This window comes from Micromonospora inaquosa, from assembly GCF_003857055.1.
In the GTDB taxonomy this organism is placed as follows: Bacteria; Actinomycetota; Actinomycetes; order Mycobacteriales; family Micromonosporaceae; genus Micromonospora; species Micromonospora inaquosa.
In genome coordinates this window covers 1-16,063 of record NZ_QGSZ01000116.1, presented here as the reverse complement: position 1 = coordinate 16,063, position 16,063 = coordinate 1, and the positions used below count along the sequence as shown (strand labels likewise).

At 70.9% G+C, this 16,063-nt stretch carries 14 protein-coding genes; 2 read left to right on the top strand and 12 right to left on the bottom strand.

The window, feature by feature from the left end; translation table 11 throughout:
* The 5 genes from DLJ59_RS02710 to DLJ59_RS02690 all read right to left on the bottom strand — a co-directional run.
* Positions 1-1,065 (bottom strand): branched-chain amino acid ABC transporter permease (locus DLJ59_RS02710; protein WP_148096923.1); only part of this gene is annotated, 1,065 nt, incomplete at its 3' end.
* On the bottom strand, positions 1,062-1,952 hold the full coding sequence (locus DLJ59_RS02705; protein ID WP_124770930.1) for a branched-chain amino acid ABC transporter permease: 891 nt from the start codon (positions 1,950-1,952) through the stop codon (positions 1,062-1,064). The genes DLJ59_RS02710 and DLJ59_RS02705, both read right to left, overlap by 4 nt.
* Positions 1,952-2,722, bottom strand: a complete 771-nt coding sequence (locus tag DLJ59_RS02700; protein ID WP_124770929.1) for an ABC transporter ATP-binding protein — start codon at positions 2,720-2,722, stop codon at positions 1,952-1,954. The genes DLJ59_RS02705 and DLJ59_RS02700 overlap by 1 nt, the downstream gene beginning before the upstream one ends.
* On the bottom strand, positions 2,722-3,465 hold the full coding sequence (locus DLJ59_RS02695; RefSeq protein ID WP_124770928.1) for an ABC transporter ATP-binding protein: 744 nt from the start codon (positions 3,463-3,465) through the stop codon (positions 2,722-2,724). Before DLJ59_RS02695 ends, DLJ59_RS02700 begins: the two co-directional genes overlap by 1 nt.
* Positions 3,466-3,468: 3 nt before the next feature.
* Positions 3,469-4,668 (bottom strand): substrate-binding domain-containing protein, encoded by a 1,200-nt coding sequence (locus tag DLJ59_RS02690; RefSeq protein ID WP_124770927.1) that lies wholly within the window; start codon positions 4,666-4,668, stop codon positions 3,469-3,471.
* A gap of 362 nt (positions 4,669-5,030) precedes the next feature.
* Here DLJ59_RS02690 and DLJ59_RS02685 point away from each other — a divergent pair, with 362 nt between their 5' ends.
* A complete protein-coding gene (locus DLJ59_RS02685; protein WP_124770926.1) occupies positions 5,031-6,365 on the top strand; it encodes a TrkH family potassium uptake protein in 1,335 nt (444 codons plus the stop codon).
* Between the two features lie 17 nt (positions 6,366-6,382).
* Complete coding sequence (locus DLJ59_RS02680; RefSeq protein WP_124770925.1) at positions 6,383-7,051, top strand: potassium channel family protein; 669 nt, start codon at positions 6,383-6,385, stop codon at positions 7,049-7,051.
* 50 nt (positions 7,052-7,101) lie between these two features.
* On the opposite strand, the gene DLJ59_RS02675 is transcribed toward DLJ59_RS02680, so the two are convergent.
* The 7 genes from DLJ59_RS02675 to DLJ59_RS02645 form a co-directional block, all read right to left on the bottom strand.
* Positions 7,102-8,754, bottom strand: a complete 1,653-nt coding sequence (locus DLJ59_RS02675; protein WP_124770924.1) for a serine/threonine-protein kinase — start codon at positions 8,752-8,754, stop codon at positions 7,102-7,104.
* 70 nt (positions 8,755-8,824) lie between these two features.
* Positions 8,825-10,387 (bottom strand): fused MFS/spermidine synthase, encoded by a 1,563-nt coding sequence (locus DLJ59_RS02670; RefSeq protein ID WP_124770923.1) that lies wholly within the window; start codon positions 10,385-10,387, stop codon positions 8,825-8,827.
* Between the two features lie 36 nt (positions 10,388-10,423).
* On the bottom strand, positions 10,424-11,440 hold the full coding sequence (locus tag DLJ59_RS02665; RefSeq protein WP_124770922.1) for a coiled-coil domain-containing protein: 1,017 nt from the start codon (positions 11,438-11,440) through the stop codon (positions 10,424-10,426).
* A 180-nt stretch (positions 11,441-11,620) separates the two neighbouring features.
* Positions 11,621-12,430, bottom strand: coding sequence for an inositol monophosphatase family protein (locus DLJ59_RS02660; RefSeq protein ID WP_124770921.1), 810 nt, complete (start codon positions 12,428-12,430; stop codon positions 11,621-11,623).
* A complete protein-coding gene (locus tag DLJ59_RS02655; protein ID WP_124770920.1) occupies positions 12,423-12,875 on the bottom strand; it encodes a response regulator in 453 nt (150 codons plus the stop codon). Before DLJ59_RS02655 ends, DLJ59_RS02660 begins: the two co-directional genes overlap by 8 nt.
* Positions 12,872-14,605: a sensor histidine kinase gene (locus DLJ59_RS02650; RefSeq protein ID WP_124770919.1), complete on the bottom strand. Its 1,734-nt coding sequence runs from the start codon at positions 14,603-14,605 to the stop codon at positions 12,872-12,874. The genes DLJ59_RS02655 and DLJ59_RS02650 overlap by 4 nt, the downstream gene beginning before the upstream one ends.
* Complete coding sequence (locus DLJ59_RS02645; RefSeq protein ID WP_124770918.1) at positions 14,602-15,801, bottom strand: PP2C family protein-serine/threonine phosphatase; 1,200 nt, start codon at positions 15,799-15,801, stop codon at positions 14,602-14,604. Before DLJ59_RS02645 ends, DLJ59_RS02650 begins: the two co-directional genes overlap by 4 nt.
* Between the last annotated feature and the right edge of the window lie 262 nt (positions 15,802-16,063).

Here is a 16,063-nt window from a genome sequence, read left to right as displayed (position 1 = left end):
GTTCAGGCGGGGTGCCAGGATGGTCAGGCCTCCGGGGAAGAAGTAGACGGCCAGGATGAAGACCGTGCCCAGGACAAAGAGTGGCTGGCTCAGCGGACGGCTGAGCACGGCCGGCAGGTTGTCCACCGCGTCGCTGGTGCCGAACGCGGTGAGCCGGTGGTCCAGGTACATGTAGAGGACGCCGCCGAGCACCGGCCCCCACCGGGTGCCCGGCCCGCCGAGCACCACCATCACCAGCAGCGACAGGGTCAGCTCGGAGGACGTGATGTGCGGCGAGGCGCCGCCGACGATCAGGACGTAGACCACGCCGCCCGCCGACGCCAACCCGCCAGCCAGGGTGAACGCCACCAGCTTGTAGCGGTACGGGTCCAGCCCGAGCACGCCGATCCGCCGCTCGTCGTCGCGAAGCCCGGCGAGCACCCGCCCGGTGGGCGACCCGCTCACCCGGTGCACCACGAAGACCACCAGGGTCAGGTACGCCAGCGCCAACCAGTACAGGTTGACCGTGTTGGTCACCCCCACCAGCCCGGCGGGCAACCCGGACACGTCCAGCGGCAGACCCTCCTCGCCACCGGTGAGCCCGCCGAAGTCCCGTGCCACCAGGATCGCGCCCACCTGGGCGAAGGCCAACGTGACCATGGCGAACGCGATGCCGACCGTCCGCAGCGCGACCGCGCCGAGCAGTGCCGCCAGGATGGTGCCGCCGGTGACAGTCAGCAGCGCCGCCTGCCACAGCGGCAGACCAGCCCGGGTGACCAGGATGTCGGTGCCGTAGACGCCGGCGGCGAAGTACAGCGCGTGCCCGAAGGAGAGCATCCCGGTCCGGCCGAAGAGCAGGTCGTACCCGGCCGCCAACCCGCCGAAGATCAGGCAGATGGCGAGCAGTTGCAGGGTGCCGGGTGAGTTGACCGGCCCTTCGAAGATCCCCGGCAGGGAGATCGTCGAGTACGGCAGGATCGCCAGCACCACCAGCGCGACCAACGGCAGGAACGGGCGTACCCGGTGCACCCGGCCCGGTCGCGGCGCGGTGGGCGCGGGTGCGGGTGTTACGTCGAGGAGCGTCATGCCGTTGCCACCTTCCCGGCGATGCCCTGCGGGCGCAGCAGCAGCACCACGGCCAGCAGCCCGACCACGCAGATGTCGCCCAGCCCGGACGTGCCGTAATAGTTGACGAACTGCTGCACCAGCCCGACCACGACCGCCGCGTACGCGGAGCCGACCACCGAGCCCATCCCGCCGATCACCACCACGATGAACGCGAAGATCAGCAGCGAGCCGCCCTGTCCGGGCGAGACGGTGCCGAAGTAGACCCCGCCGAGCGCGCCGGCAAGTGCGGCGGCCGCCCCACCGATGGCGAAGACCAGCGTGAATGCCTTGCGGACGTCGATGCCCAGGGCCGTGACCATCTCCCGGTTCTCCACTCCGGCCCGGATCACCAGGCCGTACCGGGTCCAGCGCAGGAACGCCAGGATCGCGCCGAGCACCAGCACCGCCGCGATGATCAGCAGCAGGCCGCCGTTGGGCACCTGAGCGCCGAGGATCCCGGTCACCTGCCGGGTCCAGTCCGGACGCGGGAACGGTCGGGCGTCCGCGCCCCAGGTGGCCTGGAGCAACGCCACCCCGGCCAGCGACAGCCCGACGGTGACCAGCACCTGTTCGATGGTGCGGGAGTACAGCGGGCGGATCAGCACCAGCTCGACCAGAATCGCGACCAGCGTGCCGGCGGCCACCCCGAAGGCGACAGCGAACACGAAACCGAACCCGTCGCCACCGGCGCCCGGCAGGTTGCCCGCCGCCCACCAGGTGCCGTACGCGCCGACGCCCAGGAACAGCCCGTGCGCGAAGTTGAGCACGTCGGCCAGGCCGAAGACCAGGGACAGGCCGGAGGCGACCAGGAAGTACAGCGCCGCCAGGCCGAGCCCGGTCAACGCCAACAGGATCACGGTCCCCATCAGCCTGCGTCCTTTCCGGCCACGGCAGCCCGGTCCGCGCCGGCCGGGCGGTGCGCCTCACCGGTACCCACCCCGAGCAGGGACTTCGTCAGCGCCGTCTCCAGCAACAACTCGCCGGCGTCACCGGTCCAGGCCACCTTGCCGGCGGCCAACACCACCGCGTCGCGGGCCAGTCGGCGTACGACTGCCAGGTTCTGCTCGACGAGCAGCACCGGCACCGACTCCGCCACCCGTTCCAGCACCTCGGCCACCTCGGTCACCACCTTCGGCGCCAACCCCTTGGTCGGCTCGTCGACGAGCAGCAGCCGGTTGTCGTTGAGCAGCACCCGACCGATGGCGAGCATCTGCTGCTGCCCGCCGGAGAGCGAACCGGCCCGTTGCCGTCCGCGCCGGTCCAGCTCCGGGAAGAGCGCGAAAACCTTGTCGTACGCCGGAGTGGTGCCGCGCCGCTCGGCGAGCCGCAGGTTCTCGGCGACGGTGAGGCCGGCGAACACGCACCGGTCCTCGGGCACGTAGCCGAGCCCACCGCGGACCAGCCGGTGGGTGGGCCGGGCCAGCAGGCTCTGCGCGCCCATCCGGATGGTGCCGCGGACCTCTCCGGCGGGTGGGGTGAGGCCGACGATCGCGCGCAGCGTTGTGGTCTTGCCGACGCCGTTGCGGCCGAGCAGGACTGTCACGCCGGTCGGGGCGACAGTGAAGGACACCCCCTGGAGGATGTGCAGCCCGGAGATCCGGACCGACAGGTCCTGCACACTGAGGATCGGTTCCATTAGAGCGACTCCCCCAGGTAGGCCTCTTGCACAGTGGGGTTGGCCATCACCGTCTCCGGGGTGTCGCAGGCCAGCAGCGCGCCGTGGTGCATGACGGCGATGCGGTCGGCCAACTCCAGGATGACGTCCATGTGGTGCTCGACCATCAGCACCGCCCGGCCGCCGTCACCGGTCAACGACTTGATGACGGCGACCAGTTCCGGCACGTCCTCGGCGCTGACCCCGGCCATCGGCTCGTCGAGCAGCATCACCCGCGGTTCACCGGCGAGCAGCAGGGCGATCTCCAGCTTGCGCTTCTCACCATGGGCCAGGGTGCCGGCGAGGGCCGTACCCCGGTGGGCGAGACCGACCCGGTCGAGCGCCGCGTCGGCGGCGGCGGCGACCTCGCGATCGGCCGCCGCCCGCCGCCACAGTGCCATCGAGCCCCCGCGGTGCGCCTGCACGGCGAGCCGGACGTTCTCCCGCACGCTCAGCGAGCCGAAGACCGAGGACGCCTGGAAGGTACGGCCCAGACCGAGGCGGGCCCGCCGGTGCGGCGCGAGCGCCCCGATGTCCTGCCCGTCCAGGGTGATCCGGCCCTCCGTGGCCCGACGCAGGCCGGTGATCAGGTTGAACAGTGAGGTCTTGCCGGCGCCGTTCGGCCCGATCACGCCCAGGAACTCTCCGGGTGCCAGGTCGAGGTAGACGCTGTCGACGATGGCGACCTCACCGATCCGCCAGGTCAGACCGCGGGTGGCGAGCATTGGTCAGCCCTTCATCGCCACGGCCGGCGGCGCGGACTCGTCACCGGTGAGGCTCTTCTGCGCGGTCGCCGTGAAGGCGGTGCCGCTGCCGGTCAGCTTGGCCTGGTACATCGGCTGGAGCAGGGCGTGGTCAGCGGCCCGGATGGTCATCTTGCCCTTGACCCCGTCGAAGCTCCAGCCCTCCAGGGCGGTGACCATCTTGTCGACGTCGTCGCCGCCCTCCTGCGCCGCGCGGACCACCATCTGGGCGGCGGCGAAGCCGTCCGGGTGGAAGAGTTCGATGGTGCTCACCTTGGCCTTGAGCGCCTTGCTGGCCTCGGTGTCGCTGGCACCGTCGAAGTAGTGCGACAGGAAGGAGATCTTCGCGCCGGCGGCGCCGAAGGTCGGCCACGAGGCGCGGATGTCCAGGCCGGTGACGACCGTGGTGGACGACAGCACGCCCTGCTGGTCGAGGGTCTGCCACATGGCCGGGGCGGTGGTGCCCGCCCAGGCGACGAAGAGCAGGTCCGGCTTGGCGGCCTTGATCTGGCTGGCGAACGGGGTGAACTCGGTGGCGCTGGCCGGGGCCCGGACGCTGCTCACGGTGGCGCCCGCGCTACCGATGACAGCCTTTACGGCCGCCTCGTTGGCGTCGCCGAACGCGCCGTCCTGGGCGAAGACCACCACCTTCTTGCCGGTCGGGTCGCCGATGAACGACTTGGCGGTCACCACGTCCTGGTAGGACTGCCGGCCGGAGCGGAACGTGTACTTGTTCGCGCCGGTCACCGCGTCCGTGGCGGCCGGCCCGGAAATGAACAGGACCTTGTTCTGCGCCGCGATCGGCGCGACCTGCAACGCCACGCCGGAAGCCGTGGAACCGGCGATGATCTTCGTACCCTTACCGATCAGGTCCTTCGCCGCGGAGACCGCCTTGGCCGGGTCGCCCGCGTCGTCCACCTCGGTCACTTCGATCTTCCGGTCACCGACCTTGCCGGTGCCCTCGGTGGCGAAGTCCAGCCCCGCCTTGAACCCCTCGATGTACTGCTTTCCGTAGCTGGCCAGGGCTCCCGACTGGGAGTACACCAGGCCGACCTTGACCGGTGCGGCACTGTCGCCGCCGCCGGTGGCGGTGTCCTGCGGGCTGCCACAGGCCGTGGCGGCCAACGCCGCGGCCATCATCGTGGCGGCGGAGAGGAACACCCGCCGCGTCGTCCGGACCGTCATTGCGACTCCACATGAGGACTCGGAGGGAGAGAACTTCTTCGTGACGGCTCACGCTAGAAGTGACGTCACCCACGAGCTATGTGGCGGAAACACACAAGTAACAGGAATGAGGTGGCCGGGGGTTACAACGGGCCGCACTACCAGCCGGGAGCCCGCCCTCTCGATGGCCCGAACCCCCACGGACCACCCGAGCCGTGTGTCGCCCCGCGCCATTCGCCCCATTCGCTCAGTCGCAGGGACGCCGCAGTGGCCGCCGTGGGCTGTCGCGGACCGCCGCGCCCGGGCACCGTCGGCGGCGGCAGCTGAATCTCCGGAATGCCCGTTCCCACTCCGGCGCCGCGGGCGGACAGGAAGATTGTCTGGTGCGCCGGTTTCTCCGCAATCCCGTGCGGCTGGTGCCGTTCGCGTTCCTGGTGCCGATCCTGTTCGGGACCGGGTTGCTCATGGCCCGCTGGGCGACCGTCGAGCATCAGCGCCCACCCGTGGTCACCGCGCTGTTCACCGCCACCTCGGCCGTGTCGGTCACCGGCATGGCGATCACCGACACGCCGAACTACTGGTCCGGCTGGGGACTGCTGGTGATCACCTTGCTCACCCAGCTCGGCGGCCTCGGCATCCTCACCGTCGCGGCTCTGGTCATCCTGGTGGTCTCCCGTCAGCTCGGGCTGCGCAACCGGTTGCTGGTGCAGGCCGAGACGGCGGAGTTCGGCATCGCCGAGGTGGGCCGGTTGCTCCGCCGGATCGCGCTGACCGTCTTCGCCTGCGAAGCGGTGATGACAGTGCTGGTCGCCGGTCGGCTCTGGCTGACCTACGACTACCCATTCGGGCGGGCCCTCTGGTCGGGCGTCTTCCACGCCGTGCAGGCGTTCAACAACGGTGGCTTCGCGCTCTACACCGACGGCCTGCTGGCCTTCAACCGTGACCCGTGGGTGTCGCTGACCCTGGCGACCGGCGCGATCATCGGCGGTCTCGGGTTTCCCGCGCTGTTCGAGGCGGTCCGCGAGTGGCGTGAGCCGGCGCGCTGGGCGGTGGCGACGAAGTTGACCATCTGGGGCAGCGCGGTGCTGCTGCTGGTCGGCTTCGCCGGCCTGCTCGCCGCCGAGTGGACCAACGCGCAGACGATCGGCCAGTACGACGTACCGGGCAAGATCCTCGCGTCGTTCACCCAGATCGCACTGAGCCGCACCGGCGGCTACAGCGTTCTGAACATCGCCGCCCTCCAGGAGGAGAGCTACCCCCTGCTGATCGTGTTGATGTTCATCGGCGGCGGCAGCGCCAGCACGGCCGGAGGCATCAAGGTGTCCACGTTCTTCCTGCTGGCGTTCACCATCTGGGCGGAGCTGCGCGGTCAGCCCGACGTGACGATCGGGCACCGGCGGGTGGCCACCGCGAGCCAGCGGCAGGCGCTCGCCGTGGCGCTGCTCAGCGTCGCGTTGGTGACGGCCGGAACCATGCTGTTGCTGCTGCTCACCGAGGGCGTCCGCTTCGTCGCGGCCCTGTTCGAGGTCACCAGCGCGTTCAGCACCACCGGTCTGACCATCGGGTTGGCGGCCGACCTGCCGGCCGGCGGCCAACTGACGCTGACCGTGCTGATGTTCATCGGACGGGTCGGGACGCTCACCCTGGGGTCGGCGATCGCCCTGAACACCCGACGCAAGCTCTACCGCTATCCACAGGAGCAACCAATTGTCGGCTAGCAGGCAGGAGGGCCGAGATGTCGGCTAGACGCGCGGACAACGGCGGCATCGTGGTGATCGGGTTGGGTCGGTTCGGTTGCCACCTGGCCGGGTCGCTGAACCGGATGAACCACGAGGTGTTGGCCATCGACCGCAGCCCAACAAAGGTGCAGCGCTGGTCGGCGCAGCTCGACCGGGTGGTCCAGGCCGACTCGACCGAGGAGGGTGCGCTGCGACAACTGGGCATCGCCGGCTTCGGACGGGCGGTGGTGGCCATCGGGGCCTCGGTGGAGGCGAGCGTGCTCACCGTCCTGGCACTGGTCGAGCTGGGGGTGCCGCAGATCTGGGCCCGAGCCACCTCGCAGAAGCACGCCAAGATCCTGGCGTCGGTGGGCGCGCACCACGTGATCTTCCCGGAGGCGGAGACCGGGGAAAGGCTCGCCCACCTGATCGTGAGCCGGCTGCTCGACTTCATCGAGTTCGACGATGACTTCGCCATCGCCACCGTCCGGGTGCCGGAATCCCTGGTCGGGCGCACCCTGCTCGACCTGCGACCGGAGGAGCGCTACGGGTTACGCGTGGTCGGCGCCAAACTGCCCGGAGAACGCTTCCGGTACGCGTCCGAGGACACGGCGCTTCCTCAGGGTGGGGTGCTCATCGTCGAGGGTGGGATCGACCAGGTGCAGCGGTTCGCCGGAATGCGCTGACCTGACGCGCCGGGTCACTCGTCATTTCCGGTGACCACCCGGCCCCTTGGTCACCTTCCCGCTTTTCCCGGACCACCACCCGCGGCCTTCGGCTTCCCCGGAGCCTTCGGCGGCTTCGGCGGCTTGGCCTTCGACGCACCGCCGCCCGAACCGGAGCCGGTACGCACCGTCGCCGCCTTGGGCGGGGTCTTCACCGTGGCGGCCTTGCTCGGCGGGGCCGTGGACGGCGCACTACCGGCGACCCCGGACACCCGGACCCCGCACGTCGCCTCGCCGAGCCGGAACTCCACCGGCAACGGGTTCGCCCCGCTGTACCTACCCGTCAGGGTCACCTTCTCGGCCGCACCAGCGGCCAGGGTGGTGCGCTGGGCCGCCGGACGGATCACCACCGTGCTCCCCTGCTGGTGCACCGGCGCGGGCTCCGCCTTCGTCACCTTCTGCTGCCCGGGGAAGGTGAAGCTCATCGTCCAGTCCTGCAGCTCACGGCCACCGGTGTTGGTCAGGGTCAGCTCGGCCGCGAACTCGGTGCCGGAGTCGGCGCGCAGCGCGTACGCCACCTCGCAGGGCGCCGCCGCCGGCAGACCCATCCGAGCCTCGGTCGTCGGCCGGTCCCCACCGCTGGCCGGGCTGCGCGAGGTGAACCCCCACATCGCCCCGGTGACCGCGATCAGCCCGACTGCGGCCACGCCGGCCTCCACCCGGCGACGCCGGGTCACCCGCTGCCGGACCCGCCGGTCCCGGTTACGGGTCCGCGACAACGGCAACGCGTCAGTCGCCGTCGACCAGGGCAGGATCGTGGTACGCGCACTGCCGAGCATGGCCGGGTCCAGGGGCCCGGCGGCCGGGGAGACCGGCACCGCCGCGAGCATCCCGGCCGCGTCGGCGAGCGTCCGGGTCAGCTCGGCGGTGGCCGGGCGGTCGGCGGGCCGCTTGGCCAGGCAACGCCCGACCAGGTCGGCCACCTCGTCGGGCAGCCCCGGGACGGTGGGCATCGGCTCCGGCTCGTTGTACATGTGGGCGCGCAGCATCTGGGTGGTCGTGCTGGCCTGCCACGGCAGTCGGCCGGTGAGCATCCGGTAGAGCAGCAGCCCCACGGCGTACACGTCGGTGGCCGGGGAGACCTGGCCGTTGTCCAACCGTTCCGGGGCGAGGTACGCGGGAGTGCCCAACAGCGCCCCGTCCGGCCCCTTCTCGCTCTCCCCGACGAGCGCGGAGATGCCGAAGTCGACCACCTTGACCCCGGTCGAGGTGAGCATGACGTTGCCCGGGGTGACGTCGCGGTGCACCACACCACGGGCGTGCGCGGTGGCCAGCGCCGAGCTGACCTCGGCGCCGATGGTCACCGCCTCCCGCCAGGGCAGTCGGCTCTCCCGGCCCAACCGGCTGGCAAGCGTTGCGCCGTCGACAAGCTCCATCACCACGTACGGCACGGTCAACCCGACCTGCTCGGACTCGCCGTAGTCGTACACGTTGGTGATGTTGGGGTGACAGAGTCGCGCGGCGGCCTGCGCCTCGATCCGGATGCGGTGGCGGAAAGCTCGGTCGCTGGCCAGCCGGGAGGCCAGCACCTTCACCGCGACCTGGCGCCCGAGCACCTCGTCGTAGCCCCGCCAGACCACCGACATCCCACCCGCGCCGAGCTGCTCGATCAGCCGGTACCGCTCATCGAGCAACTGCGCGCCGTTCCGGTCCCCACCACCCATGGTGAGCGTTGTTGCCCCAGAACGGCCCGCCTACACCTGGAGGATCGGAATCGGTCAGGATGTCACTCGTTCAGGCGGTGGCGAGCAGTTGGTCCACCGGGGCGTAGTCGTCGGTCAACACCATCGCCTTCCCGACGAAGTCCGTCAGCGCCGCGCCGGAGAGCAGGCTGACCCTCGGGTCCACCTCGGCCAACCGGGCGCGGACGGCTTCCAGCGGCAGCGGCGCGTCGGAGCCGACGATGAGGAAGTTGGAGCCCTGCTCCTCGGCGAGCGCCTCCGGCGGCGCGATCAACGCGACGTGCCCGAACTCGGTGGCCACCGTGGCCAGCTCGGCGCGGATGAACCGCAGCGGCGGGTAGTCGATGACGTTCTGGACGTACACGCCGCCGGGACGGGTCACCCGCCGGACGTCGGCGGCCATCTCCCGGGTGGCCAGGTGCCAGGGCACCACCAGGTGCCCGAACGCGTCACCGACCACCAGGTCACGGCTGTCGGTCGGCTCACCGGCGACCAGCATCCGGGCGTCACCCACCACCGCCCGCAGCTGCGGCCCCGGCCGTACGCCGAGCTCCTGCTCGCCCAGCTCGACCAGCCCGCCGTCGATCTCGAACACCAGGTTGTCGGTGCCCGGTCGGGTGGCGGTCAGGTAGCGCGGCACTGTGAACCCGCCGCCGCCGAGGTGCAGCGCGTCCAGGCCCTGACCGGCCGGCGCGGCGACGTCGGCGACCGCGCCGATCCACTTCGTGTACGCGTACTCCAGGTGCTTCGGGTCGGCGAGGTCCACGTACGAGTGCTGGGCGGAGTTGAGCAGCAGCGTCCGACCGCTGGGCCGGGCCGGGTCCGAGGTGACCCGGGCGCAGTGGTACGCCGTCTCGATGTCGCACGGGTTGGGTGCCACAGTGGTCAGCCCCGCCCCGACCAGGCCGAGCACGGCCAGTGCGGCCCGGGCCCGGGCCGGACCGGGCAGTTCGGTGGGCTCCTGCCGGCGCAGGTACCAGCCGAGGCCGATGCCGACCAGCCCGAGCGCGAGCGCCAGTGCCAGCAGGATGACGGTGCTGCGCAGTGCGGCGACCAGCACGAACCCGGTGAGCAGGGTGGCGGTGATGCCGCCCAGGGTGCCGATCCCGGAGAGTCGCCCGACCACCTGGCCGGTGCGGCGCAGGTCGGCGAGCTGGAGTTTCACCACCAACGGGGTGACCGCTGCCAGCAGCGCGGCTGGCACGAACACCGCCAGCGCGACCAACAGCAGGATGCCGCTGGCCGCGCCACCGCGCAGCACCTCACCGGCGTACCGGACGACGGGCAGGGTGACCGCTGTGGCGATGCCGGCCAGCACCAACGCCGGTGCCAGCAGGCCCCGCGGGTTGCGCCGGTCGGCCAGCCAGCCACCCGACCACGCCCCGTACGCGATGGCGGCCAGCGCGATGCCGATCACCGAGCTGGTCACCTGGAGGGTCACCCCGACGTACGGGCCGACCAGGCGCAGCGCGACGGTCTCCAGCACCAGTACGGCACCACTGGAGAAGAAGACCAGGAACGCGGCCAGGCCGTTGGGCAGCGCCCGGCCGGTGACCGGTGTGGGCTGGGCCGGGGGAGCCGGCGGTGCCGCTACGTCGGACGGTGGAGAGTTCATCGTCGCGATGGTACGCAGCGAAGCTGGTGCTTCGGGTCAGTACATCGAGAGATGAACATGGTTCGTGTGGGATGCCGCCGGGGAGCCGCTCCCACTGTACGAACGCCACCCGGTGCCAGGGTGCCAGATCTGCCGGTACCAGATCACGTAGAGCACGCCCAGCCGGTCGGCGTTGCGCACGTGCCAGGCGGCCAGGCTGTCCCCGTACGCCTTGTCGCCGCCGGTCGCGTTCTTGTCCTCGAAGCCGTTCGTGGCGGCCGAGAAGTCGCAGGCCCGCCCCTTCGGGTGCTCGCCGCTGCCGCCGCTGCGCTTACAGGAGACGTGCCGCTTGTAGCCGGCCGCCTGGGTCTGCTTGAGCGCGTTCAGGGTGCGCGGAGTGATGCATCCGGAGGTGGTCGGGTCCTTCACCGAGCAGGACTCCGACGGCCAGGACCCGTCCGAGTTACGCGGTGCCGGCTTCGCCGAGGCGGAGCTGCCACCGCTGAAACCGTTGCTGCCGCCGGAGCTGACCTCGGCGAGCGCCTCCTCGGCTTCCTTCTTCTTCTTAGCCATCACGGCGAGCTGCTTCTGCTGCTCGCGAACCTCGGCGTCGATGGCGACCTTGGCCTGCTGCGCCTGCTGCCGGGCTTCGGTGAGATCACGCAGCCGCTTGCTGTCCCGCTGAGCCATCAGGTCGAGGTCGTTGGCGCGTTGCAGGAACGCCTCCGGCGTGGCCGTGTTGAGCAGCATCGAGACCGCGCTCAGCCGACCCACCCGGTACGACTGGGCGGCCACCTCGCCCACCTGGGCGGTGAGCCCGACCAGCCGACCCTCCAACGTCGTCAGCTCGCCGGTCAGCGTCGTCTGGCGACGCTTGGAGTTGTCCAGCTTGGCCTTGGCCTCGATGTGCCCCCGGGCGGTCAGCTCCAGCGCGTCCTGCAGCTTCTTGCTGCCACCCTCGCCCGGCTCCGCGTACGCGGGCGCAGCGGCACCGCCGAGCACCAGGGCGACGACGGCGAGCACGGCGAACAGAGCGCGGCGACCGAGCCGCGGGCTGAGCCTGGTCCTGGGCACGAAAGCGTCCTTCCGTCGACCGCCGGCCACCGATGAACACTGCACGGCGACGCCGGTCGGCGGCCTGCTTGCGGAGACCGCCGGTCACGATACCGGACTGCCGGCTGGTGACCAGCCCTCTGGCCCTCGGGCCGCCCCGATGTCGACGCAGCGTCCCAACGCGGTCGCGCAGCGCGCCGATCAGGTGGTGAGCAGAGCGTCGCGCACCTCGGCCCAGACCTGTTCGTTGGCCGCGACGAGCAGGCCGCGCCCGTCGTCGGCGGGGTGGTAGTCGACGCCGTCGAACCGGCGGGCGACACCTCCGGCGGCACGGACCAGCAGGGTGCCCGGGGCGTGGTCCCAGGGCAGGGTGCGCCAGAAGAGGACGAACTGCTGCTCACCGGTGAGGATGTCCAGGTATTCCCGGCCGGCGCAGTGGTGGCCGGGCAGCAGCTCACCGAGCCGCCGACCGCCCGCGCGAACCCGGTCGCGGGTCTCCGGCGGCAGGAACCGGGTCATCGCCGCGCCGCGCAGCTGGCCGAGCGGCGGCACCGAGGCTGCGCCGTCGACCGGCCGGCCGTTGAGCAGGGTCCCCTCGTCCATCCAGCCGGCGGCGAGAGTGTCGGCGAGCGGGTCGAGGATCCAACCGGCGGTCGGCCGCCCGTCGCTCAGCAGCGACACCATCAGGGCGAACGGCCGGCGACCAGCGGCGAAGTTGGCGGTGCCGTCGACCGGGTCGACCAGCCAGACGTCCCCGCCGTCGCGCAGGTGCCGCAGCAACCCCGGATCGTCGGCGACACCCTCCTCGCCGACCACCATCGAGCCCGGCCGCAGTCGCCGCAGCCCCGCCGAGAGCAGCTCCTCGGCCCGGCGGTCGGCGACGGTGACCACCTCGCCAGGTGCCTTCTCCGACACGTCATCGTCGTCGAGCTTGCGGAACAGCGGCAGCACGACCTGGTCGGCGGCCTCCCAGAGCAGGTCGCCGACGTCGTCCAGCAGGGTGTCAGCCACGCGGCGGCAACTTGACCACGCTGACGAAGAACTCGTCGATCTGGCGGACCACCGAGATGAAACGCTCGAAGTCCACCGGCTTGGTCACGTAGGCGTTGGCGTGCAGCTGGTAGCTGCGCAGAATGTCCTCGTCGGCCTCCGAGGTGGTGAGCACCACCACCGGAATCCGACGCAGGTTCTCGTCCTTTTTGATCTCCTCCAGCACCTCCCGGCCGTCGCGCCGGGGCAGGTTGAGGTCGAGCAGGATCAGGTCGGGCGACACCGCGTCGGCGTACTGGCCCTCCTGGCGCAGGTAGGCGAGCGCCTCGGCCCCGTCGGAGACGACGCTCAGCCGGTTCCGCAGCTTGTGTTCCTCGAACGCCTCCTGGGTCATCAGCACGTCACCCGGGTCGTCCTCCACGAGCAGGACCTCGATCGGGCTCTTGCCATCCGCCGGCGCGGTCATCCCACCGTCTCCCTCATGTCACCCGTTCTACCGCTTTCCGTCGCCTCGGCGGCCCGGTCCGGCTGGTCTGACTCGTCTGCCTGCCCCGTCGACGCTGCCGGAGCCTCGGTCGGGGACGGCACGTCACCCACGGTCAGGGCGTTCGGCTGCGCCGCGGAATCGGCAGCGGCAGCCGCTTCGACGTCCGCGGGGAGTGCCGGCAGGGTGAACCGGATCGCGGTGCCCTCCGGCACGTCGGTGTCCACCCAGACTCGACCGCCGTGGTACTCGACGATCTTCTTGACGATCGCCAACCCGATGCCGGTGCCCGGGTACGCGTCCTTCGAGTGCAGCCGCTGGAAGATCACAAAGATCTTGTCGGCGAACTCCGGCTCGATCCCGATGCCGTTGTCCTGACAGGTGATCTCCCACTCGGCGCCCACCAACCGGGCCGAGACGTGCACCTTCGACGGCACGTCCGGACGGCGGAACTTGATCGAGTTGCTGACCAGGTTGGCCAGCAGGTTGGTGAGCAACGGTTCCTCACCGGAGATCACCGGCAGCTCGGTCCAGGTCAGCTCGGCGTCCGCGTACTGCCGGGCGGCCTCGGTCTGGCCGGCCACGTCGCCCATCACCTTGTTGAGGTCGACCTCGACGAAACCGGTGGTCAGCCGCCCGATCCGGGAGAACGCCAGCAGGTCGTTGATCAGGCGCTGCATCCGTTGCGCGCCGTCCACCGCGAAGGCGATGTACTGGTCGGCCCGCTCGTCGAGCTGCCCGGCGTAACGGCGCTGGAGCAGCTGGCAGAAGCTGGCGACCTTACGCAGCGGCTCCTGCAGATCGTGTGACGCCACGTACGCGAACTGCTCCAGGTCACGGTTGGACCGGGTCAGCTCCTCGGCCTGCTTCTGGAGCTGACTGTTGACCCACTCGATGCGCTCGCGGGCGGCCCGGACCTCGGCCAGGTCGGCGGCGATCTTCTGCCGCATCGCGTCCACGTCCTCGCCGAGCCGAACGAACTCCGGCGGGCCGGTGGTGGCGATGCCGTGCTGGTAGTCACCCTCGGCGACCTCGCGGACCTGGTCGGCCAGCCCGATCAGGGGCCGGATGACCATCCGGTCCAGGGAGAGCACCAGCAGCGCCCCGGCCACGACCACCACCAGCGCGGCGACGATCAGGAGGACGACCAGCACGTTGCTGCTGGTGCGCACGTTGGTGGCGGTCTGCTCCCGGGCGGTCAGGATCTCCTCCTGCAGGTCGTTCACCGCCGATCGCACCTGGTCGAACTGCTGCCGGGCCTGTTCGGTGACCAACGCCTGACCGGCGCTGGTGCCGTTCTGCTCGGTGGTGGTGATGACTGGCTCCGCCACCGACTGCCGCCACTGCGCCGTCTGCTCCTCGACGACCCGCAGCTCATGGCCGACCTGTGGATAGTCGTCGAGCAGCGTCCGCATCGAGGCGACGACGTTCTTCTCCTGCTCCAGCCCTTCCTGGTAGGGGGTCAGGTCGGCCGGATCACCGCTGACCGCGTACCCCCGGATCGCCGTCTCCTGGTCGAGCAGCGCGTTGAGCAACTCCTGCGACTGCACCCGCAACGGGCCGGTCTGGTTCAACACGGCGTCGATCTGGGTGCGGTTTCGGGCGGCCATCGCCGCCTCCGCGCTGGCCAGGCCGATCAGCAGCACGCCCACGACGGCGAGCAGGGTGATCACCCGGCGGCGCAGACTCCAGCCGCCGACAACAGGCTTCACCGGCCACCACCCCGGGTGACCAGCAGCATGGCCACGTCGTCGGCGAGCGGGCCGCCGTTGAGCTGCTCGGCCCGGCCGACCAGCCAGGCCGGCAGCTCGGGCAGCGACACCGAACGGTTGGCCGGCTCGCCCAGCAACCCACTGAGACCGGGCACGTCGAGCCGTTCGTCGCCGGCATCCACCCGCCCCTCGATCAGGCCGTCGGTGTACATCAGCAGAGACCAGTCATCGGTGTCGAACTCCAGGTCGTAGGCGATCGGCCGGCGGGGTCGTACGCCCAGCAGCCGGCCGCCGGGCGCGGGCACCGGGGCGACCCGGCCGCCGGAGAGCAGCAGCGGTGGTGGGTGCCCGGCCAGTCGGACGGTGGCCCGGTTGGCGTCCAGGTCCAGTCTGACGGTCGCCACCGTCGCGAAGATCTCCTGGAGGCGACGCTCACTCATCAGCACCTGCTCCAGGGCGGGCAGCACCTCGTCGTCCGGCACTCGGGCGAGCACCAGCGCCCGCCACGCCACCCGCAACTCGACCCCGAGCGCGGCCTCGTCCACCCCGTGCCCGCAGACGTCACCGACGATCAGGTCGAGGCGGTCCGGGTGGGTCTGCACCACGTCGAAGAAGTCCCCGCCGATCAACGCGGCGTGTCGGCCGGGCCGGTAGAAGGTGTGCACCGCCACCTGGTCGGTGGTCATCAGCGGCTGGGGCAGCAGGCCACGTTCGAGTCGGGCCGACTCGGCCTGGCGCAGCTCGACCTCGCGCAAGCGGCGGGCGTTCTCGTCGGCGCGCTTACGTTCCACGGCGTAGCGCAGCGCCCGGGTCAGCAGCACCCCGTCGACCTGGCCCTTGACCAGGTAGTCCTGTGCGCCCTCGGCGACCGCCACCACACCCAGGTGTTCGTCTGTGCGGCCGGTCAGCACGCAGACCGCAGCACCGCTGGACATCTCCAGCAGTCGGCGCAGCCCATCCAGCCCCTGCGCGTCCGGCAGGCCCAGGTCGAGCAGGACACAGTCGACGTCGCCGATTCGCTGCCGCGCCTCTCGGAGACTGGTGGCGACCAGCAGGTCGATCATCGAGTTCGTCTCGGCGAGCAGCTCACCGACCAGGAAGGCGTCGCCTTCGTCGTCCTCCACCAGCAGCACCCGCAACCGCTCGCCCGGCGGCAGGTTGGCGTGCCGTGCCAGGCCACCGTGCGGGTACGGCACAACTGGGGAACCGGCCAAGCCGGGCCCCCGGTGCGGCCGGGTCACCGCCGCGAGACGCGGGAGTTCGCTGGTGATGTCGGGCTCCTTCCGAGTGCCCTGCTGATCCTGTATTAGACAACGGTCGCACACAACACGACGCCTGCGGCGCGGGCGGGATGGGCCGCATCACTGCCCGCCCGATGACAAACCGGGCGGCTGGTGGACGCGGGGCGACCGGCCATCCCATTCGTAGCCACTGACGGGCAGGATGATCCCACCCCAG